The organism is Streptomyces sp. NPDC093984, assembly GCF_044764595.1.
Lineage (GTDB): Bacteria > Actinomycetota > Actinomycetes > Streptomycetales > Streptomycetaceae > Streptomyces > Streptomyces cynarae.
The window spans coordinates 57,700-84,481 of the sequence record NZ_JBIWIM010000002.1 but is presented as its reverse complement, the minus strand read 5'-3'; the positions used below and the strand labels follow the sequence as shown (position 1 = coordinate 84,481).

The 26,782-nt window shown below is 71.7% G+C and carries 23 protein-coding genes; 5 read left to right on the top strand and 18 right to left on the bottom strand.

Annotation, left to right across the window (positions count from 1 at the left end; translation table 11 throughout):
• Positions 1-72: 72 nt before the first annotated feature.
• From ACIRC0_RS08175 to ACIRC0_RS08165, 3 genes are all read right to left on the bottom strand, one after another.
• Positions 73-1,080, bottom strand: a complete 1,008-nt coding sequence (locus ACIRC0_RS08175) for a DUF1259 domain-containing protein (RefSeq protein ID WP_403612985.1) — start codon at positions 1,078-1,080, stop codon at positions 73-75.
• A gap of 184 nt (positions 1,081-1,264) precedes the next feature.
• Positions 1,265-3,202 carry an AMP-dependent synthetase/ligase gene (locus ACIRC0_RS08170; protein WP_403612982.1) on the bottom strand — a complete coding sequence of 646 codons (1,938 nt, stop codon included), beginning with the start codon at positions 3,200-3,202 and terminating at the stop codon, positions 1,265-1,267.
• A 207-nt stretch (positions 3,203-3,409) separates the two neighbouring features.
• Complete coding sequence (locus tag ACIRC0_RS08165; RefSeq protein WP_403612979.1) at positions 3,410-4,699, bottom strand: acetyl-CoA C-acetyltransferase; 1,290 nt, start codon at positions 4,697-4,699, stop codon at positions 3,410-3,412.
• An 86-nt stretch (positions 4,700-4,785) separates the two neighbouring features.
• Between ACIRC0_RS08165 and ACIRC0_RS08160 the strand changes: the two genes are divergently transcribed.
• Entirely contained in the window at positions 4,786-6,093 is a 1,308-nt protein-coding gene (locus tag ACIRC0_RS08160; RefSeq protein ID WP_403612976.1) for a 3-oxoacyl-ACP reductase, read from the top strand.
• Between the two features lie 169 nt (positions 6,094-6,262).
• Positions 6,263-7,105, top strand: a complete 843-nt coding sequence (locus ACIRC0_RS08155) for a MaoC family dehydratase (protein WP_403612974.1) — start codon at positions 6,263-6,265, stop codon at positions 7,103-7,105.
• On the opposite strand, the gene ACIRC0_RS08150 is transcribed toward ACIRC0_RS08155, so the two are convergent.
• From ACIRC0_RS08150 to ACIRC0_RS08110, 9 genes are all read right to left on the bottom strand, one after another.
• Positions 7,050-7,751, bottom strand: coding sequence for a TetR/AcrR family transcriptional regulator (locus ACIRC0_RS08150; RefSeq protein WP_403612971.1), 702 nt, complete (start codon positions 7,749-7,751; stop codon positions 7,050-7,052). The genes ACIRC0_RS08155 and ACIRC0_RS08150 overlap by 56 nt on opposite strands.
• A gap of 39 nt (positions 7,752-7,790) precedes the next feature.
• Entirely contained in the window at positions 7,791-8,090 is a 300-nt protein-coding gene (locus ACIRC0_RS08145; protein ID WP_403612969.1) for a DUF4229 domain-containing protein, read from the bottom strand.
• Positions 8,091-8,196: 106 nt separating this feature from the next.
• Positions 8,197-8,721 carry a GNAT family N-acetyltransferase gene (locus tag ACIRC0_RS08140; RefSeq protein ID WP_403612967.1) on the bottom strand — a complete coding sequence of 175 codons (525 nt, stop codon included), beginning with the start codon at positions 8,719-8,721 and terminating at the stop codon, positions 8,197-8,199.
• 8 nt (positions 8,722-8,729) lie between these two features.
• The gene (gene mqnE / locus ACIRC0_RS08135) at positions 8,730-9,893 is read right to left on the bottom strand and encodes an aminofutalosine synthase MqnE (protein ID WP_403612965.1); all 1,164 of its coding nucleotides are present in this window, start codon (positions 9,891-9,893) and stop codon (positions 8,730-8,732) included.
• Between the two features lie 41 nt (positions 9,894-9,934).
• On the bottom strand, positions 9,935-10,390 hold the full coding sequence (locus ACIRC0_RS08130; protein WP_403612962.1) for an Lrp/AsnC family transcriptional regulator: 456 nt from the start codon (positions 10,388-10,390) through the stop codon (positions 9,935-9,937).
• A gap of 106 nt (positions 10,391-10,496) precedes the next feature.
• On the bottom strand, positions 10,497-11,186 hold the full coding sequence (locus ACIRC0_RS08125; RefSeq protein ID WP_263231321.1) for a UbiX family flavin prenyltransferase: 690 nt from the start codon (positions 11,184-11,186) through the stop codon (positions 10,497-10,499).
• Positions 11,187-11,346: 160 nt separating this feature from the next.
• Positions 11,347-13,611 carry an ArnT family glycosyltransferase gene (locus ACIRC0_RS08120; RefSeq protein ID WP_403612959.1) on the bottom strand — a complete coding sequence of 755 codons (2,265 nt, stop codon included), beginning with the start codon at positions 13,609-13,611 and terminating at the stop codon, positions 11,347-11,349.
• A gap of 199 nt (positions 13,612-13,810) precedes the next feature.
• Entirely contained in the window at positions 13,811-14,713 is a 903-nt protein-coding gene (gene mqnP / locus ACIRC0_RS08115; RefSeq protein ID WP_403612957.1) for a menaquinone biosynthesis prenyltransferase MqnP, read from the bottom strand.
• Positions 14,710-16,167 (bottom strand): menaquinone biosynthesis decarboxylase, encoded by a 1,458-nt coding sequence (locus ACIRC0_RS08110; protein ID WP_403612954.1) that lies wholly within the window; start codon positions 16,165-16,167, stop codon positions 14,710-14,712. Before ACIRC0_RS08110 ends, mqnP begins: the two co-directional genes overlap by 4 nt.
• Positions 16,168-16,355: 188 nt before the next feature.
• On the opposite strand from ACIRC0_RS08110, the gene ACIRC0_RS08105 reads away from it, so the two are divergent.
• The gene (locus ACIRC0_RS08105; protein ID WP_403612951.1) at positions 16,356-16,754 is read left to right on the top strand and encodes a PLD nuclease N-terminal domain-containing protein; all 399 of its coding nucleotides are present in this window, start codon (positions 16,356-16,358) and stop codon (positions 16,752-16,754) included.
• A 26-nt stretch (positions 16,755-16,780) separates the two neighbouring features.
• On the opposite strand, the gene ACIRC0_RS08100 is transcribed toward ACIRC0_RS08105, so the two are convergent.
• On the bottom strand, positions 16,781-17,758 hold the full coding sequence (locus ACIRC0_RS08100) for an isopenicillin N synthase family dioxygenase (RefSeq protein ID WP_403612949.1): 978 nt from the start codon (positions 17,756-17,758) through the stop codon (positions 16,781-16,783).
• Positions 17,759-17,914: 156 nt separating this feature from the next.
• On the opposite strand from ACIRC0_RS08100, the gene ACIRC0_RS08095 reads away from it, so the two are divergent.
• Both ACIRC0_RS08095 and ACIRC0_RS08090 read left to right on the top strand, forming a co-directional pair.
• Complete coding sequence (locus ACIRC0_RS08095; RefSeq protein WP_403612946.1) at positions 17,915-20,032, top strand: hypothetical protein; 2,118 nt, start codon at positions 17,915-17,917, stop codon at positions 20,030-20,032.
• Between the two features lie 103 nt (positions 20,033-20,135).
• Positions 20,136-21,677: an ABC transporter substrate-binding protein gene (locus ACIRC0_RS08090; RefSeq protein ID WP_403614654.1), complete on the top strand. Its 1,542-nt coding sequence runs from the start codon at positions 20,136-20,138 to the stop codon at positions 21,675-21,677.
• 42 nt (positions 21,678-21,719) lie between these two features.
• Here ACIRC0_RS08090 and ACIRC0_RS08085 read toward each other — a convergent pair whose 3' ends face one another.
• The 5 genes from ACIRC0_RS08085 to ACIRC0_RS08065 all read right to left on the bottom strand — a co-directional run bounded on the left by ACIRC0_RS08085 (position 21,720) and on the right by ACIRC0_RS08065 (position 26,726).
• Positions 21,720-22,127, bottom strand: a complete 408-nt coding sequence (locus tag ACIRC0_RS08085) for an SRPBCC domain-containing protein (RefSeq protein ID WP_403612943.1) — start codon at positions 22,125-22,127, stop codon at positions 21,720-21,722.
• A 214-nt stretch (positions 22,128-22,341) separates the two neighbouring features.
• Positions 22,342-23,424 (bottom strand): c-type cytochrome biogenesis protein CcsB, encoded by a 1,083-nt coding sequence (gene ccsB / locus ACIRC0_RS08080; RefSeq protein WP_403612940.1) that lies wholly within the window; start codon positions 23,422-23,424, stop codon positions 22,342-22,344.
• Positions 23,421-25,313 carry a cytochrome c biogenesis protein ResB gene (locus tag ACIRC0_RS08075; protein WP_403612938.1) on the bottom strand — a complete coding sequence of 631 codons (1,893 nt, stop codon included), beginning with the start codon at positions 25,311-25,313 and terminating at the stop codon, positions 23,421-23,423. The genes ccsB and ACIRC0_RS08075 overlap by 4 nt, the downstream gene beginning before the upstream one ends.
• 3 nt (positions 25,314-25,316) lie before the next feature.
• A complete protein-coding gene (locus tag ACIRC0_RS08070; protein WP_403612936.1) occupies positions 25,317-26,087 on the bottom strand; it encodes a cytochrome c biogenesis CcdA family protein in 771 nt (256 codons plus the stop codon).
• Positions 26,088-26,090: 3 nt separating this feature from the next.
• Positions 26,091-26,726, bottom strand: coding sequence for a TlpA family protein disulfide reductase (locus ACIRC0_RS08065; protein ID WP_403612934.1), 636 nt, complete (start codon positions 26,724-26,726; stop codon positions 26,091-26,093).
• Between the last annotated feature and the right edge of the window lie 56 nt (positions 26,727-26,782).

Sequence of the window (26,782 nt, the reverse complement as noted above, 5' to 3'; positions counted from 1 at the left end):
CGCGGGGTTCTCCCTCGTCCACGTGCTGTGCTTGGCCGCCGGCGGTACCGGAAGCGGGGGGATGACGTCTCTTCAACCGCCGGCCGGCGCCGCGTTGGTGGCGTCCACCGCGGGGCGCAGGCCCCGGGCCAGCGTGACGCCGTCCCCGACGGCCCAGAAGTGGGTGAAGAACAGGCGGGGTTCGTCCCTCAGCCCGTGGTTGTGGAGCTCGACCAGCTGGGTCCCCGCGCGTCTGAGGGCCGCGAGGACGTTCTGGACCTCCGCGGCGACCATCGCGACGTCGCCGCTGATCGCCACCCGGTCGCCACCCAGCGGCTGCCAGTTGAACGCGGTGGTCGACCCCAGGCCCGGCGGCAGCGCCATGCCGCCCTCGGTGATGGTCTCGCGGCGGATGAAGAGGCTCTTGTAGACCCCGTCGTCGTAGGTGCCCTTGACGCCCAGCGCCGCGTCGATGCCCGCGGTGTCCAGGGTGTGGCCGGACGGTGCGGGACGCTGCGGGGGCGGGGTGCCGGTACGGTCGAACGCCGCGCGCAGCCCGCGGGCCACGGTCACCGGGTCGTGGCCGTGCGCGTGGATGTGCACCCACCAGATGTCGGGCATCTGGGAGAGCAGGTGCTTGTGGAGCGCGGTCACCGCGATCCGGTGCTGCTGGAGGACATCGAGGAACGGCTGCAGTTCCTGCTCGGTGACCACCAGGTCGCCCATCGTCATCGTGCTGCCGTCGGCGTAGCGGACGAAGGACACGTGGGAGCCCAGGGCGAGTTCCGGTTTGACGAGGACGCCCTGGGAGATCACCGACAGATCCCGGCGCGGCAGGCCCGTGTGGTACATCAGGTCGCGCTTCATGTCGCCGCCGCGGCCCAGCGCCTTGGCCACGTCCGCCCAGTCCGACAGGGCGGTGCGCACCGGTCTGACCGGCCCGTCACGGTGTCCGTGGTCCGCCGCGGCGGGCAGGGCACGGGCGGGGGCGGTGTGCGCGGCGGCCAGCACGGGCGCCAGCGCGGCGGCCGCGGCCAGCACGCGCCGCCGGGGCGCACCCGATCGGGCGTGGGTGTCCTGCTGTGGATCATCGGCCATCATGTGAGCCTCCTCGACGCCTCTCGACGCGATGGAAGCACGGGGGGCCCCGGACCGCCGCCAGCACGGCCGCCGCCTGCGGCCAAATGGGCCAGTGGTCGTTCTCGAACGGGTGAGATCCGTCGTCGGCGGGGGGCGTGACCCACGGGCCCTACTGCGCGTAGGGGACATACGCTGCGTACGGGCCCTACGGCGCGTACAGCTCCTCCACCTCACGGGCGAAGTCCCGCATGATCGCCGCACGGCGCAGCTTCATCGACGGCGTCAGATGCCCGGCCTCCTCGGTGAAGTCCACGGGCAGGACCGCGAAGCGGCGGATCGACTCGGGGCGGGAGACGAGTTTGTTGGCCTCGTCCACCGCGCGCTGCAGGACCGCGTCGAGCTCCTCGTCCCCCACCAGCAGCTCCGGCGGGACGGGGTGCTTGCCGTTCATCCGGCGCCAGTGGGTGATGCCGTCCACGTCGAGCGTGATGAGGGCGGAGACATAGGGGCGGCCGTCGCCGATGACGAGGCACTGCGAGATCAGGGGGTGGGAGCGCAGCCAGTTCTCCAGCGGGGCGGGCGCCACGTTCTTGCCACCCGCGGTGATCAGGATCTCCTTCTTCCGGCCCGTGATCGTGAGGTAGCCCTCGTCGTCCAGGCGGCCGATGTCGCCCGTCGGGAACCAGCCGTCGGGGGTCGCCGGGATCACCCCGCCCGCGTGCGGGTCCCAGTAGCCCCGGAAGACCTGCCCGCCGGAGAGCAGCACCTCGCCGTCCGCCGCGATCCGCACCCGGGTGCCGGGCAGCGGCCAGCCCACCGTGCCCAGCCGGGGCTTGAGCGGGGGCGTGACGGTGGCCGCGCCGGTCGACTCCGTCAGGCCGTAGCCCTCGAAGATCTCGATGCCGGCGCCCGCGTAGAAGGCGGCGAGGCGGGTGCCCAGCGGGGAGCCGCCGCTGATCACATGGCGGAGCCGGCCGCCCAGGGCGCCGCGGATGCGGCGGTAGACGAGCGGGTCGTAGAAGGCGCGGGCCGCCTTCAGGGCGCGGCTCGGGCCGGGGCCGGTGCCGTGCTGCCGGGCCTCCAGCGCCTCGCCGTAGCGGCGGGCCACCGAGGCCGCGCGGTCGAACAGCGCTCCTCGGCCTCCGCGCTCGGCCGCCGCCCGGGCGTTGTTGAAGACCTTCTCCAGCATGTACGGGATGACCAGCAGGAAGGTCGGCCGGAAGCTCGCCAGGTCGGCCAGCAGGTCCTCCGCCTTCATGCTGGGCGCGTGCCCGAGCCGTACCCGTGCGCGGATGCAGGCGACCGCGACCATACGGCCGAAGACGTGCGACAGCGGCAGGAACAGCAGCGTCGACGGCTCCTCGCTCGTCCTGGCGTGGAAGACCGGGTGGAGGAGCTGGGTGGCGTTGTCCACCTCCGCCAGGAAGTTGCCGTGTGTCAGCGCGCACCCCTTGGGGCGGCCGGTCGTGCCCGAGGTGTAGACGAGGGTGGCGAGGGTGTCCGGGCCGAGCACGCCCCGGCGGACGGTCACCTCCTGGTCGGGGACCGCCGCGCCCAGCTCGGCCAGCCGCTCCACGTGCCCCTTCTCGATCACCCAGGCGTGGCGCAGGTCGGGCAGGCGGTGGCGTTCCGGGCCGATGGCCGCCGCCTGGCCGACCGTCTCCGTGATCAGGGCCACCGCGCCGGAGTCCTGGAGGATCCAGCGGATCTGGAACACCGAGGAGGTGGGGTAGACGGGGACCGTGACCAGGCCGGCCGCCCAGGCCGCGAAGTCGAGCAGCGTCCACTCGTAGGTCGTGCGCGCCATGACCGCGATCCGGTCGCCCGGCATCAAGCCCTCAAAGATCAGTCCCTTCGCCAGCGCCAGCACCTGGTCGGCGAACTGGGCCGCCGTCACATCCGTCCAGCCGCCGTCCGCGTCCCGGCGGCTGAGCACCCGGTGGCCGGGCGCCTCGCTCGCGTTCTCGAACGGCAGGTCGGCGAGCGAGCCGTGGGTCACCGGCGGCACCAGCGGCGGCACGTAGGCCTCCCGGACCTCCCCGTTCAGCCGCCGGGTCTCCGGCTCCACGAGCACCGGGCGGCCGTCGTGGTCGAGGTCGACGGGGGCGGCCGGCACGGGCGCGGACGAGTACGAGATGGGCATGGGCAGCTCCTGGGGCCTGCAGCTACACACTGCTGTGCTGCATAGGTACGCGCGGTGCGCACCGAGGTGTTCACCTGCGGCAGCGGCTCGCTGTTACCGCCGGTTAGGACCGCGATCGTACGGCGCCCGCATGGGGAGTCTGTGCGGGTTCGGGGATGGTCCGGGGACGGGGCTGTGCAGGCCTCGCCCCACGGGTTTGAGGTGCCGTCAGGGGCGCTCCAGGATCGCCGTGACGCCTTGGCCGCCGGCCGCGCAGATCGAGATCAGGCCGCGCGAGGGGGTGTCCCGCTCGGCCAGGAGACCCGCGAGCGTCGCCACGATCCGGGCGCCCGTGGCGGCGAAGGGGTGGCCGGTGGCCAGGGAGGACCCGGCCACGTTCAGCCGGGCGCGGTCCACCGGGGCGAGACCCCGTTTCTCCCAGGCGGCGAGGGTCGCCAGCACCTGGGACGCGAACGCCTCGTGGATCTCGACGAGGTCGAAGTCCTCGATGCCGCGTCCGGCCTTCTCCAGCATGCGCGGCACCGCGTACGCCGGCGCCATCAGCAGGCCGTCCTCGCCGCCCGCGACATCCCCGCTGACGAAGTCGACGGCGGCGGTCTCGTACGCCGTGAGATACGCCAGCGGTTCGAGGCCCCGCTGCCGCGCCCACTCCTCACTCGCGAGCAGAACCACCGCGGCGCCGTCCGTGAGCGGGGTCGAATTGCCCGCCGTCATGGTCGGATTAGGGCCGTCCGTGCCGAACACCGGCTTGAGGCGGGCGAGTTTCGCCGGGGTGGAGTCCGGGCGGAGGTTCTGGTCGCGTTCGAGGCCCCGGAAGGGGACCACCAGGTCGGCCAGGAAGCCGCGTTCGTACGCCGCCGCCAGCCGCCGGTGGCTGGTCGCCGCCAGTTCGTCCTGCGCCTCGCGGGTGATGCCCCAGGCGCGGGCCGTGACGGCGGCGTGCTCGCCCATGGACAGTCCGGTGCGGGGTTCGGCGTTGCGCGGGATGTCCGGGACCAGATGGGTGGGGCGGATCTTCGCGAGGGCCTTCAGCCGGGCGCCGGGCGACTTCGCGCGGCGGGCCTCGAGGAGGATGCGGCGCAGGCGGTCGTTGACGCCGAGCGGCGCGTCGCTGGCCGTGTCGGCGCCGCCCGCGATCGCGGACTCGGTCTGCCCGAGGGCGATCTTGTTGGCGGCGGCGATCACCGCCTGGAGGCCGGTGCCGCAAGCCTGCTGGATGTCGTAGGCGGGGGTGCGGGGGTGGAGCCGGGAGCCCAGCACGGTCTCGCGGGCGAGGTTGAAGTCGCGGCTGTGCTTGAGGACGGCACCGGCGACGAGTTCGCCGACCGCGCCGGGGTCGTCCAGGCCGTAGCGCTCGACCAGGCCGTCGACCGCCGCGGTCAGCATCTGCTGGTTGGAGGCGGTGGCGTAGGGGCCGTCGGAGCGGGCGAAGGGAATGCGGCTGCCGCCGACGACCGCGACCCGCCGCACCTTGCCGATCGTGAGGGGACTGCTCATCTCGACCTGCTCCTCACCGGTGACATAGCCTTACCCCCGGTAACCTTACTCCGGAGTAAGCATGAGGGCGAGCAGGGAGCTGGGCCATGACGACCGACCGTTATCTGCGCTTCACCGGGACCCCCGCCGGTCGTTTCCTCACCCGGCGGCTGGGGCTGCCGCAGCCGGTGGCGCTGCGCCGCTGGTCGGCCGAACAGCCGCTGCTGGACGGGCCGTTGCTGCACCTGACGGCCGGCAAGTCGGAGCTGCCGGACCTGGGCACGGTGCTGGCCCGCACCGGACTGCGGGCCGGGGACGCGCGTCCGGCGGCGGTCGTCCTGGACGCGACCGGCGTACGGGACGTCGAGGGGCTGGCCGAGGTGCACGCGGCGCTGCACCCCGTCGTGCGGTCGGTCGCGGAGTGCGGGCGCGTGGTGGTGCTCGGCGCGCCCCTCGACCCCGCCGACCACCACCGGGCGGCGGTGCAGCAGGGCCTGGAGGGGTTCACCCGGTCGCTCGGCAAGGAGGTCGGGCGAGGACGGACGGTGACGCTCGTACGGCTGACGGACGCGGGGGCGGCGGAGTCCACGCTGCGGTTCCTGCTGTCGCCCAGGTCGGCGTATGTGAGCGGGCAGGTCGTCGAGGTCGGGGACGGGGAGGTCGTCACCGTCGAGGACTGGACACGGCCGCTCGCCGGACGGACCGCGCTGGTGACCGGGGCGGCGCGCGGAATCGGTGAGGCGATCGCGGAGGTCCTGGCGCGGGACGGGGCGCGGGTGGTGTGCCTGGACGTGCCGCAGGCCGAGGCCGAGGTGCGGCGGGTGGCCGAGCGTGTGGGCGGGAGCGCGGTGACGGTCGACGTCACGGCGGACGACGCGGGGGCCCGGATCGCGGACGAGGTGCCGGACGGGCTCGACGTCCTGGTCCACAACGCGGGGATCACCCGGGACCGGAAGCTGGCCAACATGGCGGCTCCGAGGTGGAGTTCGGTGCTCGACGTGAACCTCGCGAGTGTGCTGCGCACGACGGACGTGCTGCTGGAGCGGGGGGTGCTGCGGCGCGGCGGGCGCATCGTGGCCAGCGCGTCGATGGCGGGGATCGCCGGGAACGTGGGGCAGACGAACTACGCGGCGAGCAAGGCGGGGGTGATCGGGTTCGTACGGGCCCTGGCGCCGCGGGTCGCGGCCGAGCGGGGGGTGACGGTGAACGCGGTGGCGCCCGGGTTCATCGAGACGCGGATGACGGCCGCGATGCCGGTTCTCCTCCGGGAGGCGGGGCGGCGGATGAACTCGCTGGGGCAGGGAGGGTTGCCGGTGGATGTGGCGGAGACGGTGGCGTGGTTGTGCCAGCCGGGGTCTGGAGCGGTGAACGGGCAGGTGGTGCGGGTGTGCGGGCAGAGCCTGTTGGGGGCTTAGCCGTCGCTGAACTGTGCCCGCTGCTGCGGCTGGCGGGGGAGAGAGCGCGACTCGACGCTGCCGAGGCGCCTCCCCCAGCGCCTCAACGGCCTGGCAGGTGCCCCCAGCGCCCGCCCGTGCCGCCCAGCGGCACGACTGCCCGCAGCCGAGTCGACCAAGGAGCCCTCTCGTGCCTTCCCTGCTTCCGGTTCTTGCCCGTGGTGCCCTCCTCTCCCCCTTCAAGCGGCCCCGCCCCGACGCCCCCTTCCCCCGCACGCCCCTCACTCTCCCCGGCGTACGCATCGACCTCCCCCACCTGGCCGCCTACGAGCGTGTCTGTGGATTCCCCACCGGCGTGGACGCCCTCCCCCTCACCTATCCGCACGTCCTCGCCTTCCCCCTCGCCATGCGGATCATGGCCGGCCGGGCGTTCCCGCTGCCCCTCCTGGGACTGGTGCACACCTCCCTCGAGATCACCCAGCGGGAAGCCCTCGCACCCGACGACGAGTACGAACTGACGGTGCGCGTCGCCGAGTTGGCGCCCCACCGGCGCGGCACCCAGGCCGTTGTGGTCACCGAGGCCCGTACCGGCGGCCGGCTCGTGTGGGACTCGGCCGGCACCTATCTCGCCCGGCACCGCACGACCGCCCCGGCAGGACCCCCGCCCGCCGAGGACCGCGCACCCCTTCCCGCCCTCGCCGAGTGGCGGCTGGCCGAAGACGTCGGGCGGCGGTACGCGGCCGTGTCCGGGGACCGGAACCCCATCCACCTGCACCCGCTCACCGCCCGCCTCTTCGGCTTCCCCCGGGCCATCGCGCACGGCATGTGGACCGTCGCCCGGTGCCTCGCCGAGCAGCCGGTGCCCGCCGCCGTGCACCTTCGCGCGGAGTTCAAGGCGCCCGTCCTGCTGCCCGGCACCGTCACCTACGCGGCCGACGGAGGGCGGTTCGAGCTGCGCGGCGGGGACAGGACGCACCTCATCGGGCGGCTTCGGCCCGAGGCGGGGGCGGTGACCAGGGGCGGCCCTCCATGAGATTGCCCAGCCCCGCCCAGGCGAAGTTCATCAGGGTCGCCGCGGCCTGCCGGGCGGAGACACCGGGGGTGACGTTGGCCCAGGCCGCGAGCGACTCGGCGGCCCCGACCAGGGCCTCGGCGAGCCCGGCGACCTCGTGTTCGGGCAGCTCGGGGTCGTGCTGCTCCCCCAGGCTCTCGACCCCGTTCGAGCAGGGGGTGTGCCCGTCACGTGCCGCTACGGCGATGAGCCGGGTGACGAACGCGACGATCTCCTCGCGCATCGCGGCCACCTCGGCGGCGAAGGGTTCACCGTGCGTACGGGCCTGCAGGTGCAGGATGGCCCAACCGTCCGGGTTCCGCGCGGTGTGCGTGAAGAAGGCCTGGAGCCCTTCCCAGAGCTGGTGGTCGGCGCCGGTCCCGGGCCGGACACCGGAGCGGACCGCCTCGATGAGGGTGGCGGCCTCGCGGCGGATGCAGGCGCTGAAGAGGGATTCCTTGGAGTTCAGGTACAGGTACACCAACGGCTTGGACACACCGGCGAGTTCGGCGATCTCGTCCATGGAGGCGGCCATGTAGCCGCGCTGCCCGAAGGTCTTCACGGCGGCGTCGAGCATCTGCTGCTCCCGCACGGCCCGCGGCATCCGCTTGGTCTTCACGGAACCCATGCGGGCAAGACTACGGTCGGCCCGCTGTGACACAGGCTTTCAGGAAGTCTGCCCCTGCGCCCGTGCCGTGTCGTCGGGCACGTCCTCCTGGCTGCGGTTGGCGTCGAGGTTCGCCTTCATACGGTCCACCCGCTGCACGATCTGCACCGACGCCCGGTCCCGCTCCTTGCGCAGCACCACGAAGCTGATCGGCGCGGAGATCACCAGGGCCAGCATGATGATCCACAGGCCGTTGGAGGCGCCGAGGCCGCGCGGGGCGATACCCGAGTAGACGAGGCCCCAGACGACCACGAGGCAGCCCGCGAGGATACCGAGGCGCATCAGCGTGTATCGGAGCATCTCAATCCACTCTTCCGTTCCGATCCGTTCCGAACGTTCCCAAAGGGCACCGTCCAGTGAAGCACGCCGGGGGCCCGATCTTGCAGCGGGGGGCGGGCGACCCTGCTCACCCCAGCGGCAGCAGCATGATGATGTCCTCGCGATCGTCCCCGGGGGCCACCCGGATCGCCCCGGGGATCCGGCCGACCTCCTTGTAGCCGCAGGAGCCGTAGAACCGCTCCAGGCCGAGGCCGCCGCGGCAGGTGAGCCGTATCGCCTCTATGCCCTCCAGGCCGCGGGCCGCGTCCGCGGCGGCGGCCAGCAGGTCACGGCCGTAGCCCCTGCCCTGGTGCCGCGGGTGGACCATGACCGTGTAGAGCCAGATCCAGTGGGTCATCAGGCGGTGCGTGTTGAAGGTGAGGAACGCGGTCGCGGCCACCCGCCCGTCCTCGTCCTGCCCGACGAGCAGCCGGCTGCGCCCCTCGCTCATGGCCATCAGGTGCTTCAGCAGCTCGGGGCGTATCGCGTCCGGGGTGACCGGCGCCACGAACCCCACGGCTCCCCCCGCGTTGGTCACATCGACCCAGAGGTCGAGGATCCCGTCGCGGAGGGCAGGGGTCATGGCGGGGTCGAGCGTGAAATCGAGAGCCACCGGCCGGGTCACACCCTCATCGGCTGCGGCTGTTCCCGGCGCGCCGGGTCCGGGCCCTCGTACTCCCGGATGATCTCGTACCGGGTGTTCCGCTCCACCGGCCGGAACCCGGCGTCGCGGATCAGCTCCAGCAGGTCCTCACGGGTCAGCTTGTTCGGCGTGCCGAAGTTGTCCGCGTCGTGCGTGATCTTGTACTCGACGACCGAGCCGTCCATGTCGTCCGCACCGTGCTGGAGGGCCAGTTGCGCGGTCTGGAGGCCGTGCATCACCCAGAAGACCTTCACGTGCGGGACGTTGTCGAAGAGCAGGCGCGAGACGGCGAACGTCTTCAGGGCCTCCGCGCCCGTCGCCATCTGCGTGTGGGCCTGGAGCCGGTTGCGGACCTTGCCGTCCTTCATGTCCACGAAGTCGTGCTGGTAGCGCAGCGGGATGAAGACCTGGAAGCCACCGGTCTCGTCCTGGAGCTCACGCAGGCGCAGCACGTGGTCCACGCGGTGGCGCGGCTCCTCGATGTGGCCGTACAGCATGGTGCACGGGGTCTTCAGACCCTTCTCGTGCGCCAGGCGGTGGATGCGCGACCAGTCCTCCCAGTGGGTCCGGTGGTCGACGATGTGCTGCCGGACCTCCCAGTCGAAGATCTCCGCGCCGCCACCGGTCAGCGACTCCAGGCCGGCGTCGATCAGCTCGTCCAGGATCTCCGAGGCCGAGAGACCGGAGATCGTCTCGAAGTGGTGGATCTCCGTCGCCGTGAACGCCTTCAGCGACACGTTCGGCAGCGCCTTCTTCAGCTCGCGCAGCGACCGCGGGTAGTAGCGCCACGGCAGGTTGGGGTGCAGGCCGTTGACGATGTGCAGCTCGGTGAGGTTCTCCGACTCCATCGCCTTGGCGAGCTTCACCGCCTCCTCGATCCGCATCGTGTACGCGTCCTTCTCGCCCGGCTTGCGCTGGAAGGAGCAGTACGCGCACGACGCGGTGCACACGTTCGTCATGTTGAGGTGACGGTTGACGTTGAAGTGCACGACGTCGCCGTTCTTACGCGTCCGCACCTCGTGCGCGAGGCCGCCCAGCCAGGCCAGGTCGTCCGACTCGTACAGCGCGATGCCGTCCTCACGGGTCAGCCGCTCACCGGAGCGGACCTTGTCCTCCAGCTCGCGCTTGAGCCCGACGTCCATGCGGATACCTCTTTCTGAGACAGACTCCGACAACCGTAGCCCTAGGCCTGTTCCGGCAGGTCCCCGACCCTGTTCTCCCACTTCGTCGACAGCACGATCGTGGTACGGGTCCGGGAGACGCCCTTGGTGCCCGACAGCCGGCGGATGATCTTCTCCAGGCCGTCCACGTCCGTCGCCCGCACCTTGAGCATGAAGGAGTCGTCGCCGGCGATGAACCAGCAGTCCTCGATCTCGGGCAGGTCCTTCAGCCGGCGCGCCACGTCCTCGTGGTCGGCGGCGTCGGAGAGCGAGATGCCGATGAGGGCGGTCACTCCGAGGCCGAGCGAGGCGGCGTTCACCGTGGCGCGGTAACCCGTGATGACGCCCGCCGCCTCCAGACGGTTGATGCGGTCGGTGACGCTCGGTCCCGACAGGCCGACGAGGCGCCCCAACTCCGCGTAGGAGGCCCGGCCGTTCTCCCTCAGGGCCTGAATGAGCTGCCTGTCCACCGCGTCCATGCGATCGAAGCCTTCCGGTGAAGAGATCCGATGAGAGATCTGCAGAGTTCCTGAAGTGATGAGTGGTGCTGTGCTGCTACTGCCTGGTGCCCCTGGGTGCCGGCGGTCACCGGACGGGCCGGGAACCGCCGAGTTCGCCCTCCCAGCGGCGGTACAGCCGGTGCGGCACCCCCGCCGCGTCCAGCACCCGCCCCGCGACGAAGTCCACGAGGTCCTGGATGTGCGTGGCCCCCGCGTAGAACGCCGGCGACGCGGGCAGCACCACCGCGCCCGCCTCGTCCAGCGCGACCAGCTGCTTGAGGGTCTGCCCGGCGAGCGGCGTCTCGCGTACGGCGACGACCAGGCGCCGCCCCTCCTTGAGCGTGACGCTCGCGGCCCGCTGCAACAGGTCCTTCGACAGCCCGAGCGCGACCCCCGCCACACACGCCGTGGACGCGGGCACGATCAGCATGCCCTTCGCCGGGTACGACCCGGAGGACGGCCCGGCGGCCAGGTCCCCGGCGCCCCAGTGCCGCACACGGTCTCCGTCGACGTCGACCACGAACGTCCCGGGCTTTCCGTCGGCGCCCCGTCCCAGCCACTCGCGCAGGTCCTCCCGCCAGTGGGCGTCCCGGAAGGCGATCCCGGTCTCGTCGAGCAGGGTGAGCCGCGAGGCACGGGAGACGACGAGGTCGACGCTCTCACCCGCGGCGAGGAGTCCGCGCAGCACGGCGGCGGCATACGGGGTGCCGGAGGCGCCGGACACCCCTACGATCCAAGGCGTACGCGGCGTCTCTCCTGGCTTGACTGGGTTCACGACACCGAGCCTATCCGGCGCCGCGGCGCAGGAACGGGCCAAGGGGCCGGTTACCGGAGCCTCCGCCGCCTCCTCGCCCGGTACCGGGACCCGCTCACGAGAACGGCCCCTCCGCGCGCGAGCGGAGGGGCCGTCCAGGAGCGGCCGGTCAGTGGGACGGTCAGCGGCCGGGGGTGCACCGGTACAGCGTCTGGGCCGCGACCGCTCCGGCGGCCGTGCCCGCGGCGGCGGAGTCCGTGCCGCCGTACGCCGAGGCCGGGACGGGAGTGCAGGCCGAGCGGACCCAGTCGGTGATCCGCGCCGTGGCCGTCGTCCCACCACCGCCGGGCAGAGCGCCCGTGCCGCGGCCACCGCCCAGCAGCACGTACCGCACCTTGCCGGTGTCGACCAGCTCCCGGAACTGCGCCTCGGTCGGGAACGGCACCCTGCCGCTGAAGCCGCCGAGCGGCAGGACGTGGGCACCGGTGGCGAGGATGTACGGGGACGCGCCGTTCCAGCTGGTGGTGGCGAACACGTAGGCGGCCGAGCCCTGGTGCTCGGTGGTGTAGTCGAGCACCTCCCGCTGGACCGCGGTGAGTCCGCCCTTCACGCCGATGCCGCCGAAGCCGCCCACGCCACCGAATCCGCCCACGCCACCGAATCCGCCCATGCCGCCGCGGGTCGCCCTGGTGCCGCGCGTCGCGCCGCCGCCCCAGGCCAGTCGGCCCGTCCGGCCGGCCGCCGAGATCACCGAGCCGTGGCCGCGGTGCGTGGCGGAGGGACCGACCGCGCCCATGCCGGTACTGCTGTAGGAGGGGTTGAACACCTGCACCGCCCACGCGCTCGGCGCGAGCAGCACCGCCGTGAGCGAGGCCGCCAGCCCGGCGAGGGCGAGCCGGCCGCCGGACGGCGTACGCCCCGGACGGGCCCACACCAGCAGGACGACGGCGCCGAGACCGAGCACGCCCACCGCGGGCGCCAGCCACGGCAGGAACGACGGGAACTGGCCGGCGAGGTACGCACTCCACGCCGCCGTCGCCGCCACCGCGCCCGGCAGCGCCCATGCGCGACGCCCGCCGGCGCGGTAGGCGCGCCACATCAGCGCGACGCCGCCCCCGGTGAGCGCGGCGAGCGGTACGGCGATCACGCCCATGTAGTACGTGTGGCCGGCGACGCTGCCCGCGCTGAAGACCAGGAAGTACGTGGTCAGCCAGGTGCCCCAGAGGAGGAATCCGGAACGGGTCCGGTCGGTGCGCGGCCTGCCCCGGCACCACAGGAGGCCGCAGACGACGGCGACGGCGGCGATCGGGTAGAGCCAGCCGGTCTGTGAGGCGAGTGACGTACCGAACATCTTCGACCAGCCGTTCTCGTCACCGCCCTGGCCGCCGGTCCGGTGCACGGCGTTCGTCCCGGCTCCCAGGGCGCCCCGGGTCCCGGTACGGCGGTACTGGGCGCCCCCGCCGAGTCCGGTGCCGCCCGCCCGGCCGGTCCCCTGCCCCAGGCCGGTTCCCTGCCCCAGGCCTGCCCCCTGCCATGGGCCGCCCCGGCCGCCTCCGCCGCCCTGCGTGGCGCTCACGCTGCCCGTGGAGGCCGCGCTGATGCCGAGGGAGGAGAAGCGGTTCAGGAAGTTGTAGCCGACCACCATGCTGAACGCCGAGTTGTTGGTGGTGCCATCCACGTAGGGCCGGTCCTTGGCGGGGGTGAGGGTGACGGCGAGCATCCAGGACGCCGACACGGCGGTCATCACCACCGCGGACACGCCGAGGTGCGCCAGCCGCCTCCGCAGCGTGATCGGCGCCGAGAGGAGGTAGACCAGGGTGAGCGCGGGCAGCACCGCCCACGCCTCCAGCATCTTGGCCTGGAAGCCGAGCCCGACCCACACACCGGCGAGCACCAGCGGGCGCAGCCGGCCGTCCCGGGCGGCACGCTGGGTGGCCTCGGCCGCCAGCAGCAGACACAACGTGAAGGCGGGGTCCTCGACGGCGGTGCGGAAGAGCCCCACGGCCACCGGGGTCAGCAGGAACGCCGTGCAGGCGATCAGCGCCGCGTTCACGCCCGCCCAGCGGCGCACCAGCCGGTGCAGGACCAGCATGCTCGCCACCCCCTCGAGGACCTGGGGCAGGATCAGCGCCCACGGATGGAACCCGAAGATGCGGGCGGAAAGCGCCTGCGGCCACAGGAATCCTGGCAATTTGTCGAGCGTGATGGAATTCCCGGGGTCGAAAGAGCCGTAGAAGAAAGCCTTCCAACTCTCCGTCATGCTGCGGACGGCGTTCGCATAGAACGTGTGGTACTGGCTGTGGTCGATCCCCCATGCGTAGAGCACGGCGGCGAGCACGATGATCAGCAGCAGCGCCGGGCGCGCGTATGCCGGCTGATCCGCCGGCGAACGCCACGGCGCGCGACGAGCGGCACCGGTGGGCGGGGTGAGGACTGTCGTAGCCATGCACAGCAGTCTTGGGGCACAGGGCGCGCCCGCCTACCGAAAAGGCCCGTTTCAAGGGAATTCTCGCCAGAATCAGGACGATTCTTTAACCCGTCCGGGCGGCATTTCAATCCGCGAAGTGCCGCCCATTACCAGCACTGTACGTACTCCGCCCACATGAATAACACAGTGGACGCACAGCTTTTGAGCTCCGCAGCTTTCAGACCGTCAGTCCGCGCGTCAGCAGATCCAGCAGCGCGCACACGAACAGGGCGATGCCGATGAACCCGTTGACGCTGAAGAAGGCCCGGTTCAGGCGGGTCAGGTCGTGCGGGCGGACGATCGTGTGCTCGTAGAGGAAGGCGCCCGCCACGATCACCAGGCCCAGCCAGAAGAAGAAGCCGGCGCCGGTGACTACCGCGTACCAGACGAACAGTGCCGTCGTGACGGCGTGACAGGCGCGGGCGCCCCGGATGGCCGCCGGGATGCCGAAGCGGGCCGGCACCGACAGGACGCCGGTCTGGCGGTCCGTCTCCACGTCCTGGCAGGCGTAGATCAGGTCGAAGCCGCCGATCCAGATGCCGACGGCGAGGCCGAGGATCACCGCGTCCCAGTCCCATCTGCCGCTGATCGCGAGCCAGCCGCCGATGGGGCCCATCGCCTGGGCGAGACCGAGGATGGCCTGCGGGAAGTTGGTGAACCGCTTCCCGTACGGGTACACCACCATCGGGATCACCGCGATGGGGGCGAGTGCCAGGCACAGCGGGTTGAGCAGGGCTGCGGCGCCCAGGAAGAAGACCAGTGCGATCAGGGCACCGGTCCACGCGTGGCGCACCGTCACCGCACCGGTGACCAGCTCGCGTTGGGCGGTGCGCGGGTTGCGGGCGTCGATCTCGCGGTCGATGATCCGGTTCGCGGCCATGGCGAAGGTGCGCAGCCCCACCATGGCGACCGTGACGAGGAACAGCCGTCCCCAGTGGATGTTCCGGTCCCAGTGGTACATCGCGGTCAGCGAGGCGATGTACGCGAAGGGCAGGGCGAAGACGGAGTGCTCGATCATCACAAGGCGCAGGAACGCCTTGGTGCGTCCGGGCTGCGGAATCGCGGCGGAGGCGCTGCTCACAGGCCGTACTCCTTCCAGCGGCGGGTGACCTTCGCCGCCGTATCGGGGTCGGACAGGACCATGTCGGGCCAGCCGCCGTCCCTCGTGTAGCCCTCCTCGGGCCACTTCTTCGTGGCGTCGATGCCCGCCTTGCCGCCCCAGAACTGCTGGTAGGAGGCGTGGTCGAGATGGTCGACGGGGCCCTCGACGACGGTGAGGTCCCGGGCGTAGTCCGTGTTGCCGAGGGCGCGCCAGGCGACCTCGTGCAGATCGTGGACGTCGCAGTCGGAGTCGACGACCACGATCAGCTTGGTGAGGGACATCATGTGGGCGCCCCAGACGGCGTGCATCACCTTCTGGGCGTGCTTGGGGTACTTCTTGTCGATCGAGACGATCGCGCAGTTGTGGAAGCCGCCCGCCTCGGGCAGGTGGTAGTCCACGATGTCCGGCACGATGATCTTCAGCAGGGGGAGGAAGAACCGCTCCGTCGCACGGCCGAGCGGTCCGTCCTCCGTCGGCGGGCGGCCCACGACGATCGACTGGAGCAGCGGGCGGCGGCGCATGGTGACGCAGTCGATCGTCAGCGCCGGGAAGGGCTCCTGGGGGGTGTAGAAGCCGGTGTGGTCGCCGAACGGCCCCTCGGGCAGCGTCTCGCCGGGCTCCAGCCAGCCCTCCAGGACCACCTCGGCGTTCGCCGGGACCTGGAGCGGCACCGTCTTGCAGTCGACCATCTCGATCCGCTTGCCCGCGATGAACCCGGCGAACAGGTACTCGTCGATGTCGCCGGGCAGCGGCGCCGTGGCGGCGTACGTCACGGCGGGCGGGCAGCCGAAGGCGATGGCGACCGGCAGCCTCTCCCCGCGCCGGGCCGCCACCTGGTAGTGGTTGCGGCTGTCCTTGTGGATCTGCCAGTGCATGCCGATGGTGCGCCTGTCGTGGCGCTGGAGGCGGTACAGACCGAGGTTGCGGATCCCGGTCTCGGGGTCCTTGGTGTGGGTGAGCCCGAGGTTGAAGAAGGAGCCGCCGTCCTTGGGCCAGGTGAACAGGGCGGGCAGGGTGTCGAGGTCGACGTCGTCGCCGTGCAGCACGACTTCCTGGACGGGCGCGTCCGCGGTCTTCACCTTCCTGGGCGGCACGTGCGCCATCGCGCCGAGCTTCCCGAACGCCTCGCGCACCCCGACGAACCCGTGCGGCAGCTCGGGCCTCAGCAGGCCGCCGATCTTCTCGGAGATCTCGTCGTACGACTTCAGGCCGAGGGACTTCAGCAGCCGCCGGTCGGTGCCGAAGACGTTCATCGCCAGCGGCATGCTCGACCCGCGCACGTTCTCGAAGAGCAGCGCGGGACCGCCGGACTTCTGCACCCGGTCGACGATCTCCCCGACCTCCAGATAGGGGTCGACCTCGGCTTTGATGCGCTTGAGGTCTCCCTCGCGCTCCAGCGCCCGGAGCAGGGACCGAAGATCGTCATAAGCCATGCGTCCCAGTATCGCCGAGACCCGGTTCGGAACTCCGGGCGCCCCGGCGGTTCGGCCGGGGGTCCGGCTCGCCGCGGAGGGGCTGTGCGCGCAGCGGCCCCCGGAACAGCACAGCGGCCACCCGCTACCCTGACCCCGTCACCGGGGCCCGTCGCGCCCCTCGCCGTCTCCTGGGGGATCGCACCACCATGTTCAGGTATCTGCCGTTCCTGCTGGTCCTGGCGCTGTGGATATACGCCTTCATCGACTGCCTGAACACCCCCGAGGAGCAGGTGCGCGGGCTGCCCAAGGTGGTCTGGGTGATCATCATCCTGCTCTTCGGCGAGGTGCTGGTCGGCCCGATCGCCTGGCTGGTGGCCGGCAAGCACCGCGGCCCCGCCCCGGTGAACGGCTCCACGCCCTCCGAGTGGCACCGCAACCACCGCACCACCTTCGTCGCACCCGACGACAATCCCGAGTTCCTGAGGTCCCTCAAGGAAGAGAACAAGAAGGACGAGGCCCTGCTGAAGGAGTGGGAGGCCGACCTGCGCCGCCGCGAGGAGGAGCTGCGGCGCCGGGAGCGGGGCGAGGGGCCCGCGGCCGACTGACGGAACCCGCGCTGCTCGAGTGGGCCTCAGTTCACCGTGATCGAGTCCAGCTTCTCCCGCAGATAGACATGCGAGTCCACCGGCTCGTACGCCACCCTGCCCACCGGGGCCGGAACCGACTCCACGACCGTCCCCGGGGTGCACTCGCCGAAGTAGACCAGGGACATCAGCTCCTCGGCGGGAGCGTCCACCGGCGGCGGCAGGACGCGGTGGCGGCCCGAGCGCCAGCGATCACCCGTCCAACGGGCCATCAGGTCACCGATGTTGATGGTGAACGCCTCGGGGTCGTAGGGGGCGTCCTCCCAGCCGCCCTCGTCCGTCCACACCTGCAGGCCGCCCCTGCCCGCCTGCCGGTCCAGGATCGTGACCGTGCCGAAGTCGGTGTGCGGGCCGATGCGGAACTGGCCCGGCTCCGGCTCGCCGACGACGTCCGTACCCGGGTACCAGTTGATGTTGAAGCCGTAGGTGGGGCGGGCCATGTGCCGCGTGAAGAAGTCCGGTTCCAGGCCCAGGGCCTCGCCGAGCAGCGACAGCAGACGGTTCTCCAGCTCCGCCATCCGCGCCAGGTACTCCTCGCACAGCCCGCGCAGCTCCGGCACCTGAGCCGGCCAGACGTTCGGCGCGTACCACTCCGCGTCGATCTCCGGGTCCCCGAACGGCTCCTGCGTCGCGAAGGTCAGTGACTCCTTCAGGTCGGGCGGTGTCTCGGTGCCCTCCGCGTAGCCGTTGGCCTCGGTGCCGGGGCCGAGCCAGCCGCGCCCGCCGACCCGGGCCGCGTACTTCTCCTTGACCGCCACCGGCAGTGTGAAGAAGGTCCGCGCGGTCTCGCGGATCCGGGTGCGCAGGGACGGGTCCACGCCGTGGCCGGTGACCAGCAGGAATCCCGCGGTCTGGAGGGCTTCGTCGACGGTGCGGGCGATGCGGGCGCGGGCGGCGGGGTCTCCGTGCAGCCACGGCCGCAGGTCGATCGTGGGGACACGGGGATCGGTCAGGGCCTCGGTCATCGTCGTCCTCGTTCCGCAGACTTTCGCAACCAGACGGTCATCGTGCGCTCCGATCCGAATCAACTCCCCATTTTTCAACGGTGGTCTGGGTATACCTCACTTCTGGGTACAGCTCACAGCAGCACATCGAAGCGGACCGCGCCGGGGGGAGATGCGGTGGACGACAGACGGCTGCACGGCCGGGAGCCTCTGTTCGACACCGAGCCGCCCGGGCTCGCCTCGCGGCTCGTCGGTCTGCGACCCCACCAGCTTCGCTCCTGCCCGTACGAGCACGACGGCGACCTGCCGTTCGTGGTGTTCACGGGCAGGCGCGGACTCGGCAAGAGCGCGCTGCTCGACGAGGTGCGCGCCGCCTACCAGGGGCACACGCCCGTCGCGCTGATCGACGGCGAGGAACCACAGTTCGCCGGTCCGCCGCCGGAGCGGCCCGGCGAGGTCTGGTCGCCGGTCGCGCAGGCGCTGACCACCGTCGCCGAGCAGCTCGCCGAGCCCGTGACGGGCGCCCGGCGGATCGGGTTCCCGCGGCTCGCCTCCGGGCTGCTCGCGGTCGCGGCGGGCGGCTGGGGCGACCGGGACGTGCCGCGCATCCGGCAGGAGGCCGAGCGGATCCTCCTGCTGAACGACTCCCGGTCCTTCCTCGACGGCTTCGCGGGCCGCTGGGTGAGCAAGGTGGTCGCCAAGCTGATCGCGTCCATGTCGAACACCGGCCCCGTCGTCGAGCCGATCATCGAGGCGACCCTGGAGTCCTTCAGCGAGGGCGTCTCCCCCACCCACCGCCGGCTGCGCAGGGCGGCCACCTGGTACCGCGACTACCCGAACGCGGGCGGCAACCCCAAGCTGGGGCTCATCCTGCTGTCCGGGCACTTCCGGGCCGGCGGCGACTCCCGCACCCACGCCGAGCGCCATCTCGTGCGGGCCCTGCTGGCCGACCTCGACGACGCCTACGCCGGTGTGGTGCAGCGCTCCCGCCGCGTCGGCCGCCCGGTGATCCTCATCGACAACGTGCAGGAACCCGCCGGACGCGGCCTGCTGGAGTGCGTCCTGCGTGACCGCGCGGACGGCATCCGCGACCGGGTCGTCTTCTTCTCGGCTCTGCGCGGCTACAGCCACCCGGCGCTGCGCAACGCGGCCCGCCGCACCCTGACCGAGGTCGCCCGTACCACAGGCTGGGAGCCCGGCGCCTCCCCGTCCTCCCGGGCGCTGCTCGTGTCGCTGCCGCCGCTCAAGCCCGACGACACCCTGCACATCGTGGGCGCCGTCTGCCGGGGCGTGGACGTACCGCCCCAGCTTCCGCACGCCACGCACCGGCTCACCGGCGGCAGCCCGCTCGGCATCACCCTGCTCGCCGAGTCGGCCCGGCAGAACCTGCCGCGCGGGGCCGCGTCCCTCGGCGCCCTGCTCACCGGGGACGTCACCGTCCACGACGACCACGACGGCCGCCCCGCCTACCAGGAGCTGCTGGACCGGCTGGTGCCCGGCGGCCGGCTCGACGAGCTGACCGTGCTCGCCGCCGCCCACGACCGCCCGTCGGCGCTGGCGCTCGCCCGGGACCGCCTCCCGGACGACTTCGGCGCGGCCGGGGTGCTCGGACTGGAGGAACGGCTCGCCGCGGAGGGCTGGCCGAGCGCGCCGGGACAGTTCGTCGGGGACCCGTTCCTGCGCGCGCTGCTCCTGCTGCGGCTGCACCACCTCGACGCGGGCCACGCCCAGTGGCAGGCGGCGCACCGCGCGCTCGTCGACCACTACGGCGAGCAGGGCGGGGCGGATGCCGCCCGCTACCGGCTGCACCACGAACTCGCCCTCGGCAAGGCGGACTTCGCGGTGGCCCATCTGCGCGACACCTTCACCGGCACGGATGTCGGCAGCTGGCTGTCCGCGCTGGTCTTCATCGCGTCCGCGCCCTACTACCACGCGCACGACCCCGAGGGCCGGGACTTCGACGGCGGTCACGACCACGACCACCGGGCCGCGGTCGCGCTCGGCCGTACGGACGCCGAACAGCGGCCGCCGCAGGGCGTGGACCCCGTCCTGCACCTGCGGGTGCGGCGGCTGCTGCACGCGGTGTGGCAGCTGACCGATCCGCTGGTGCTGCCCGATGCGAAGGTGGCCGAACGGCTGCGCTTCGAACTGGAGCAGCTGTCGAACCTGCGCCCCTCGGGCACCGCCCTGCTGTGGCGGGCCTCGCGGGACTGGCCGACGGACGCGCTGGCCGGACGGCCCCTGCGCATCCCCGGCGACGACGAGGACGGGAACGGGGACGGGGACCGGGGATGACCGGTGTGACGGCGGGCCGGTGCGGTCCATGGGGTCGGGCTGGTCGGGGCGGCCGGGCTGGTCGGGGCGGTCCGTGCGGACCGTACGAGAACGGGGGGCGATGATGGCGGCACGCTGGTGGACCTGGCTGCGCGAGGACGTCTGGGAGATCCGCTTCCGCCGGTATGCGGCGCTGCTGCTCGCCGCCGTGCTGGTGGCGGGCGCCGCGTGGGCCGTCGTCACCTACATCGGCCGGCAGCCCTCCTGCGCCCCCGGCGTGGCCCGCCTCGACGGCGGCGACTGTGTGGGCGTGTCGACGACGGCGTACGACTTCGGGGAGCGCCGGTTCGCCGACGTGGTGGAGGCGGTGTACCGGGAGAACGACCGTCTGAAGTCCGGCGGTTACGTCACCGTGGCGCTCTTCGAGCCGTTCACCGCGAGTGACCCGGACAGTGTGGACGACACGCTGCACGAACTCCAGGGCGCCTATCTCGCCCAGTACCGGGCCAACCACGACACGACCGGGGAGACCCCCCAGATCCGGCTGGTGCTCGCCAACACCGGCCGGGACGGGTCCCACTGGCCGCGTGTGGTCGACCGGCTGACGCAGATGGCCGAGGGTGCCGACCGGCTGCGGGCGGTGACCGGGATAGGGCTGAGCACCGACAACAACCGTGCCGCCGTCAAGGAGCTGACCCACCGCGGCATCCCGGTCGTCGGCTCCTCCATCACCGCCGACAGCCTCGCCAACGGGGCCGACGGCAAGGACCCCTACCCGGGGCTCGCCCGTGTCGCCCCCACCAACAGCGACTCGGCCCGCGCGCTCGCGTCCTTCGCCCGGGTCTCCGGGGGCAGGGCGCTGCTCGTGTACGACAAGCCGGGCGACCCCTACACACGCACCCTGCAGAGCGCGTTCGAGAAGCTGGTGGCCGGATCGCCGTACCAGGCGCAGCCGTTCACCCCGCCCGTGGACCGAACGCAGGAGGGCACGACCGCGAACCAGTTCCGGCAGATCACCCAACTGGTGTGCGACACCCCGAAGACCACCGACACGATCCTGTTCGCCGGGCGCCACACCCAGCTGCGGCAGTTCGTCAACGCGCTGGGCGCGCGCGGCTGCATGGACCACCGGCTCACCGTGCTCACGGGCGACGAGGGCTCGTACCTCAACGGGGACAAGCGCCTCGACTGGAAGGCCCTCACCCGGAACCTGTCCGTGCGCTACACCGCGCTCGCGCATCCCGACGCGTGGAAGAAGGAGACGGCACGGACGGGCGGGAGCGCGGCGGACGCACAGGAGCTCGACGGCCTGATCGCGCGTGGCGCGAAGCAGCCGGTGGGGCCGATCGGGCCGGTGGATCTGGCCGACGGGCAGCTGATCATCGCGTACGACGCCATGCGGCTCGCGGTGCAGGGGATGCGGGAGGCCACGCCGACCGGCGACTCGGTGCCCGCGCTGACGGACGTGGTGAACGAGTGGGCGTTCATGAAGGGCTCGCACCGGGTGGACGGGGCGAGCGGCTGGATCTGCCTCGACGTGCACGGGAACCCGTACGACAAGGCCGTACCGATCGTGGAACTCACCCCGGACGGGGGTGCGCGGTTCGTACGGATCGCCTGGCCCGAGGGCCGTCCGCCGGCCAAGGAGTGCCTGCCGCCTGCCTAGTGCCGCAAGCGAACGCTGCCTGCCGCGGCACTGGTCACGTCGTCAAGGACCTGGGCCGAAAGACCCCAGCAACCGTTCGAACCGTTCCCGCCAGCCCGGGTCCCTGTCCTCCCCGCTCTCGTGCGTGAACCGCACCGTCGTCCCCGTCGGGCGGCCCGGCTCCAGGTGGAAGCGGATGCGGCCCCGGCCCGCCACCGTGTACTCGGCGACCCGTTCCACGTCCCAGGCCGTGATCCGGCCCTCGGCCGGGCCGTCCGGGAGCCGCAGGCCCACCGCGCCGCCGAGCCGTGGTTCGAACGGCTCGGCGGGGGCCAGCCACTGAGCGAGGCCCGCGGCGGAGGCCAGCACCGGCCAGACGTCCTCCACGGGGCGGGGCAGGCGCAGCAGGTAGTGCCGTACGTACGCGTCCCCCCGGTGCTCGGCGGTGCCCTCTTCGATGGGATCGGTCATGACACCAGCGTCGCTCCCGAGGGGGCGTTCCGCACGTGTTGCGGGCGCTCGCCCGCGAAGGTCGACGTGATCGCGACGCCCCTCGCGGCCGGCCCGGTCCTCGACGCCCCGGACCACCTCGACGCCCGGATCCTCACGCGGCCCGTACCCGTCGTACGGCGAAGGCCGGTCCCCGTGACCCGCGTCACAGGAACCGGCCTTCGCCGCAACGGACTTACACGCCCGCGTACGAGTGCTTGCCGCCCACGAAGATGTTCACGCCGTAGTAGTTGAACAGCCAGCAGCCGAAGGCGATGAGCGCGATGTACGCCGCCTTGCGGCCCTTCCAGCCGGCCGTGGAGCGGGCGTGCAGGTAGCACGCGTAGGCGACCCACGTGATGAACGCCCAGGTCTCCTTCGGGTCCCAGCCCCAGTAGCGGCCCCAGGCGGACTCCGCCCAGATGGCGCCCGCGATGATCGTGAACGTCCACAGCGGGAAGACGGCGGCGTTCACGCGGTAGGAGAACTTGTCGAGGGACGCGGAGGACGGCAGCCTCTCCAGGACGGACGTGGCGAAGGTTCCGGGCTTGCCGCCGCTCGCCAGCTTGTTCTCGTGGGAGTCCTTGAAGAGGTACAGGATCGTGCCGACCGCGCCGACGTAGAAGACCGCGCCGCAGACGATCGCGGTGGAGACGTGGATGTACAGCCAGTACGAGTGCAGGGCCGGGACCAGCTGGTCGCTCGCGGTGTAGAGGACGGTGACGGCGAGGCCGAGGTCGAGCAGGACCGTGGTGGTCAGGAAGAGGCCGAGCCAGCGCACGTTCTTCTTCAGCGCGAGCAGCGTGAGGTAGACGCCGACGGCGACCGTGGAGAACGTGATGTTGAACTCGTACATGTTGCCCCACGGCGCCCGCTCCACGGAGGCCGCGCGGGCGACCACGCCGCCCAGCTCCACGAGGAAGGCGAGCACGGTGAGGGAGATGGCGATACGCCCGTAGAGGTCGCCCTGCTCGTCACCGCCGTGGGCGCCGGGGCCGTCCGGCACGTCACGGGCGCCGGCCACGGCCCTGGTGACGACCTTGGGCCGCTCCAGGACCGCGGTGCCCCCGGCCTTGTTGACCGTGACCGCGGGCCCGGCGGCCTTCCGCCCGGCCTCGGTCGTGAGCGCGTTGGCCGTGCGGGCGACCTTGCTGCGGCTGCCGAAGAGCCATTCGGCGATGTACGCGAAGAAGGCCAGGGTGTAGACGGCCATCGCGGAGTAGATCAGCGTGTTGCTGATGTTCGCGAGGTGTTCGTTGGTGGCGGTGGCGAGGGTCACTTTTTTCGAGCCCCTTCAGCGGCAGGTACGGGGGTTGCGGCGTCCGGCTCCTGTTCGGGGTCGGCGTCGGGGGTCGTGTCGGCGGCGGGCTCGACGATCTCGTCGTTCTTGACGCTCTCGTCGCTCTCGTCGGTCTCGTCGGTCTCGTCGGTCTCGTCGGTCTTCGTGGGTGCCTGCTCGTGGACGAGCGCGGCCAGGTCGCCCAGTTCCTCGGGCACCTTCGCGGACTCGCTGCGGCCGAGGCCCGCCATCTCCACGACGGTGACGCCGTCGGCGCCGGTCGTCGCGCGCACCCACACGCGGCGGCGCTGGATGAACAGCGAGGCGGCCAGGCCGAAGATCGCGGCGATCGCGCCGCCGAGCGCCCACCCGGTGCCGGGCTGCTGCACCACCTGGAAGCCGGCCCACGACTTGATCTGCTTGTCGAAGGTGATCGAGCCGTTCCCGCCCGGCAGCTTCATGGTCTCGCCGGGCAGCAGACGGGCCTTGACGATGTCGCCCTTGGCGTCCTTGAACGGCTTCAGGCCCCTGGCCTTGGTGTCCAGCTGGTACACGTTCTGCGGGATGCCCGCGTTGACGCCCAGGTCGCCGTGGTACGCGGACACCGCGAGCACCGGGTAGTCGAGCGCCGGGAACTGGGAGAACATCGTGCCCTGCCCGGCGCCCGCGAAGGTCGGCACGAAGAACGCGGGGAAGCCGAGCTGCTCGGACTGGCCCTGGGCGTTCTTGTAGCCGTCGAGGACCTTGACGGCGCCCTGGGAGGTCACGTTGGAGTCGATCGGCAGCAGCGGCACGGCGTCATGGAAGACGACGTTCCCCTTGCCGTCGCGGACGGTGACGACGGGCGCGTAGCCGTGGCTGACCAGGTACACCTTGGCGTCGCCGATCACCAACGGCTCGTTGACCTTGATGGTGGTCTTCTTGTCCTTGCCGTAGGCGCCCACGCTGTAGGTGATGTTCGCCTGGTAGGTGCGCGGCGTGCCCTTGTTGGGGCCGTTGCGCTCGTAGGTGCCGGTGAACTTGTTCAGGGTGAAGCTGAACGGCACCAGGTTGTCGTCGCTGAAGAGGTTGCCGGACTTGAAGTCGTCGTACTGGGTGAGAGTGTTGGAGAAGCCGTCGCCCTCGACGATCAGCTTGTTGCCCTCCGTCTTGTACAGCTGGCCCCAGGCGAAGGCGACCAGCATCACGACGAGAGCGATGTGGAAGACCAGGTTGCCGGCCTCGCGCAGATAGCCCTTCTCGGCGGCCACCGCGTCCCCGGCGACATGCGCGCGGAAGCGGCGGCGCTTCAGAACCGCCAGCGCGGCCTCGCGGACCCGCTCGGGGTCGGCGTCGGTGCGCCAGGTCGCGTACGCGGGCAGCCGGGTCAGCCGCTTGGGGGCGGCCGGCGGGCGGCCCCTGAGCTGGCCGGTGAACTGCCAGGTGCGCGGCACGATGCAGCCGATGAGCGAGATGAACAGCAGGATGTAGATCGCGGAGAACCACACCGAGCTGTAGACGTGGAACAGCCCGAGCTTGTCGTAGATCTCGCCGAGCGTCTTGTGCGAGTCCTTGAAGTCCTGGACCTTCAGCGCGTTCTGGCCGGTCTGCGGGATCAGCGAGCCGGGGACCGCGGCGAGCGAGAGCAGGAACAGCAGGATCAGCGCGACCCGCATGGAGGTCAGCTGCCGCCAGAACCAGCGGGCCCAGCCGATGATCTCCCGCGCGGTCCAGGTGATCCAGCCCTGGGCGCCGGGGGCGCGGGAGCCGCCGAAGGAGCCGGGCACGGCCGTCTCGACGGGGGCGGTGGACAGTTGCGAACCGGCCTCGTCGAGGTCGGCTTCACTGCCCTGCGCCAGGATCTCGGGGGCCTCTTCACTGTGCACGTCGGTGCTCCGTGTGTCGCTCATGGATCAGACCCCCACCGTGAAGCCGTCGGACCAGCTCTGCATCTGCTGCACGATGCCGTCCCAGGCGCCGGTGACCAGCAGCAGCCCGGTCGCGATCATCATGCCGCCGCCGATGCGCATCACCCACTGGTAGTGCCGCTTGACCCAGCCGAACGCGCCCAGCGCCTTGCGGAAGGCGACGGCGGCGAGCACGAACGGCACGCCGAGGCCGAGGCAGTAGGCGACGGTGAGGAGGGCGCCGCGGCCTGCGCTGCCCTGGTCGGAGGAGAGCATCAGCACCGACGACAGGGTCGGGCCGATGCACGGGGTCCAGCCGATGCCGAACAGCGCGCCCAGCACGGGCGCGCTGACCAGACCCGCCACGGGCCGCTTGTGGAAGCGGAACTCCCGCTGGGTGAACCAGGGCATCGCCCCCATGAAGAACAGACCCATGAGGATCATGAAGACGCCCAGCACCTTGGACAGAACGTCCTTGTGTTCCTGCAGCGTCGAGCCGAAGAACCCGAACAGCGCCCCGCTGGAGACGAACACGGCGGTGAAGCCGAGCACGAACAGGGAGGCGCCCGCGACCATCCGCCCGCGCCGGGCCTCGGCCAGGTCGGTGCCGGTGACCCCGGTCACATACGACAGATAGCCGGGCACCAGCGGCAGGACGCACGGGGAGAAGAAGGAGACGAGACCGCCGAGCAGGGCGACGGGGAGGGCGACCAGCAGGGCTCCGTTGAGCACCGTGCCGTTGTAGCCCTCGGCGGCGAGCGTGGTCAGAGGACTCACTTGTCACTTCTCCGCGAGGACCGGGTCGAGCATCTCGCGCAGCTTGTCCTCGGTGAGGGCCTGCAGTGTGCGCGCGGCGATCTTCCCGTCCCGGTCGATGATCAGCGTGGACGGGATCGCCTGCGGGTTGAGCGTGCCCTTCTTGAAGCGGAGCATCAGCTTGCCGGTCGGGTCGTACAGGCTCGGGTACGTGACCCCGTACTGCTGCTCGAAGGCGCGGGCCGGACCGGTGCTGGTGTCGCGGGTGTTGATGCCGACGAACTGGACGCCCTTGCCCGCCGTCTCCTTGGCGACCTTGACGAAGTTGGGCGCCTCGGCGCGGCAGGGCGGGCACCAGGAGCCCCAGACGTTGATGACGACGACCTTGCCCTTGTAGTCGGCGACGTCCAGCTTCTTGCCGTCGACGGTGGTGCCGGACAGGTCGGGGGCGTCGGCCCGCTCGCCCTTCTCGACGGTCGCGATGCCGTCCTTGCCGGTGATGAAGTTGGTGTTGCCGGAGCCCCCCGAGGTGCCGCCGGATCCGCAGGCGGACAGGACGAGCGCCGCGACGGCGGCCCCGGCGGTGGCCAGGACGGCGCGTCGGCGGCTGCGGCTACGGGTGCGGTTCAGGCGCTGGGGGGCGCGGCAGGCGGCACTCATGTGAAAAGTTTCGCATGTCCGTTCCGGGGATCTTGCCCACCCCCCTTGTGGGCGGA

What these genes read in the sequence shown, in the direction of transcription:
- ACIRC0_RS08175 (WP_403612985.1), bottom strand. Translation starts at nt 1,080, where the DNA reads ATGATGGCCGATGATCCACAGCAGGACACCCACGCCCGATCGGGTGCG.
- ACIRC0_RS08170 (WP_403612982.1), bottom strand. Translation starts at nt 3,202, where the DNA reads ATGCCCATCTCGTACTCGTCCGCGCCCGTGCCGGCCGCCCCCGTCGAC.
- ACIRC0_RS08165 (WP_403612979.1), bottom strand. Translation starts at nt 4,699, where the DNA reads ATGAGCAGTCCCCTCACGATCGGCAAGGTGCGGCGGGTCGCGGTCGTC.
- ACIRC0_RS08160 (WP_403612976.1), top strand. Translation starts at nt 4,786, where the DNA reads ATGACGACCGACCGTTATCTGCGCTTCACCGGGACCCCCGCCGGTCGT.
- ACIRC0_RS08150 (WP_403612971.1), bottom strand. Translation starts at nt 7,751, where the DNA reads ATGGGTTCCGTGAAGACCAAGCGGATGCCGCGGGCCGTGCGGGAGCAG.
- ACIRC0_RS08145 (WP_403612969.1), bottom strand. Translation starts at nt 8,090, where the DNA reads ATGCTCCGATACACGCTGATGCGCCTCGGTATCCTCGCGGGCTGCCTC.
- mqnE (WP_403612965.1), bottom strand. Translation starts at nt 9,893, where the DNA reads ATGGACGTCGGGCTCAAGCGCGAGCTGGAGGACAAGGTCCGCTCCGGT.
- ACIRC0_RS08130 (WP_403612962.1), bottom strand. Translation starts at nt 10,390, where the DNA reads ATGGACGCGGTGGACAGGCAGCTCATTCAGGCCCTGAGGGAGAACGGC.
- ACIRC0_RS08120 (WP_403612959.1), bottom strand. Translation starts at nt 13,611, where the DNA reads ATGGCTACGACAGTCCTCACCCCGCCCACCGGTGCCGCTCGTCGCGCG.
- ACIRC0_RS08110 (WP_403612954.1), bottom strand. Translation starts at nt 16,167, where the DNA reads ATGGCTTATGACGATCTTCGGTCCCTGCTCCGGGCGCTGGAGCGCGAG.
- ACIRC0_RS08105 (WP_403612951.1), top strand. Translation starts at nt 16,356, where the DNA reads ATGTTCAGGTATCTGCCGTTCCTGCTGGTCCTGGCGCTGTGGATATAC.
- ACIRC0_RS08100 (WP_403612949.1), bottom strand. Translation starts at nt 17,758, where the DNA reads ATGACCGAGGCCCTGACCGATCCCCGTGTCCCCACGATCGACCTGCGG.
- ACIRC0_RS08090 (WP_403614654.1), top strand. Translation starts at nt 20,136, where the DNA reads ATGGCGGCACGCTGGTGGACCTGGCTGCGCGAGGACGTCTGGGAGATC.
- ACIRC0_RS08085 (WP_403612943.1), bottom strand. Translation starts at nt 22,127, where the DNA reads ATGACCGATCCCATCGAAGAGGGCACCGCCGAGCACCGGGGGGACGCG.
- ACIRC0_RS08075 (WP_403612938.1), bottom strand. Translation starts at nt 25,313, where the DNA reads ATGAGCGACACACGGAGCACCGACGTGCACAGTGAAGAGGCCCCCGAG.
- ACIRC0_RS08065 (WP_403612934.1), bottom strand. Translation starts at nt 26,726, where the DNA reads ATGAGTGCCGCCTGCCGCGCCCCCCAGCGCCTGAACCGCACCCGTAGC.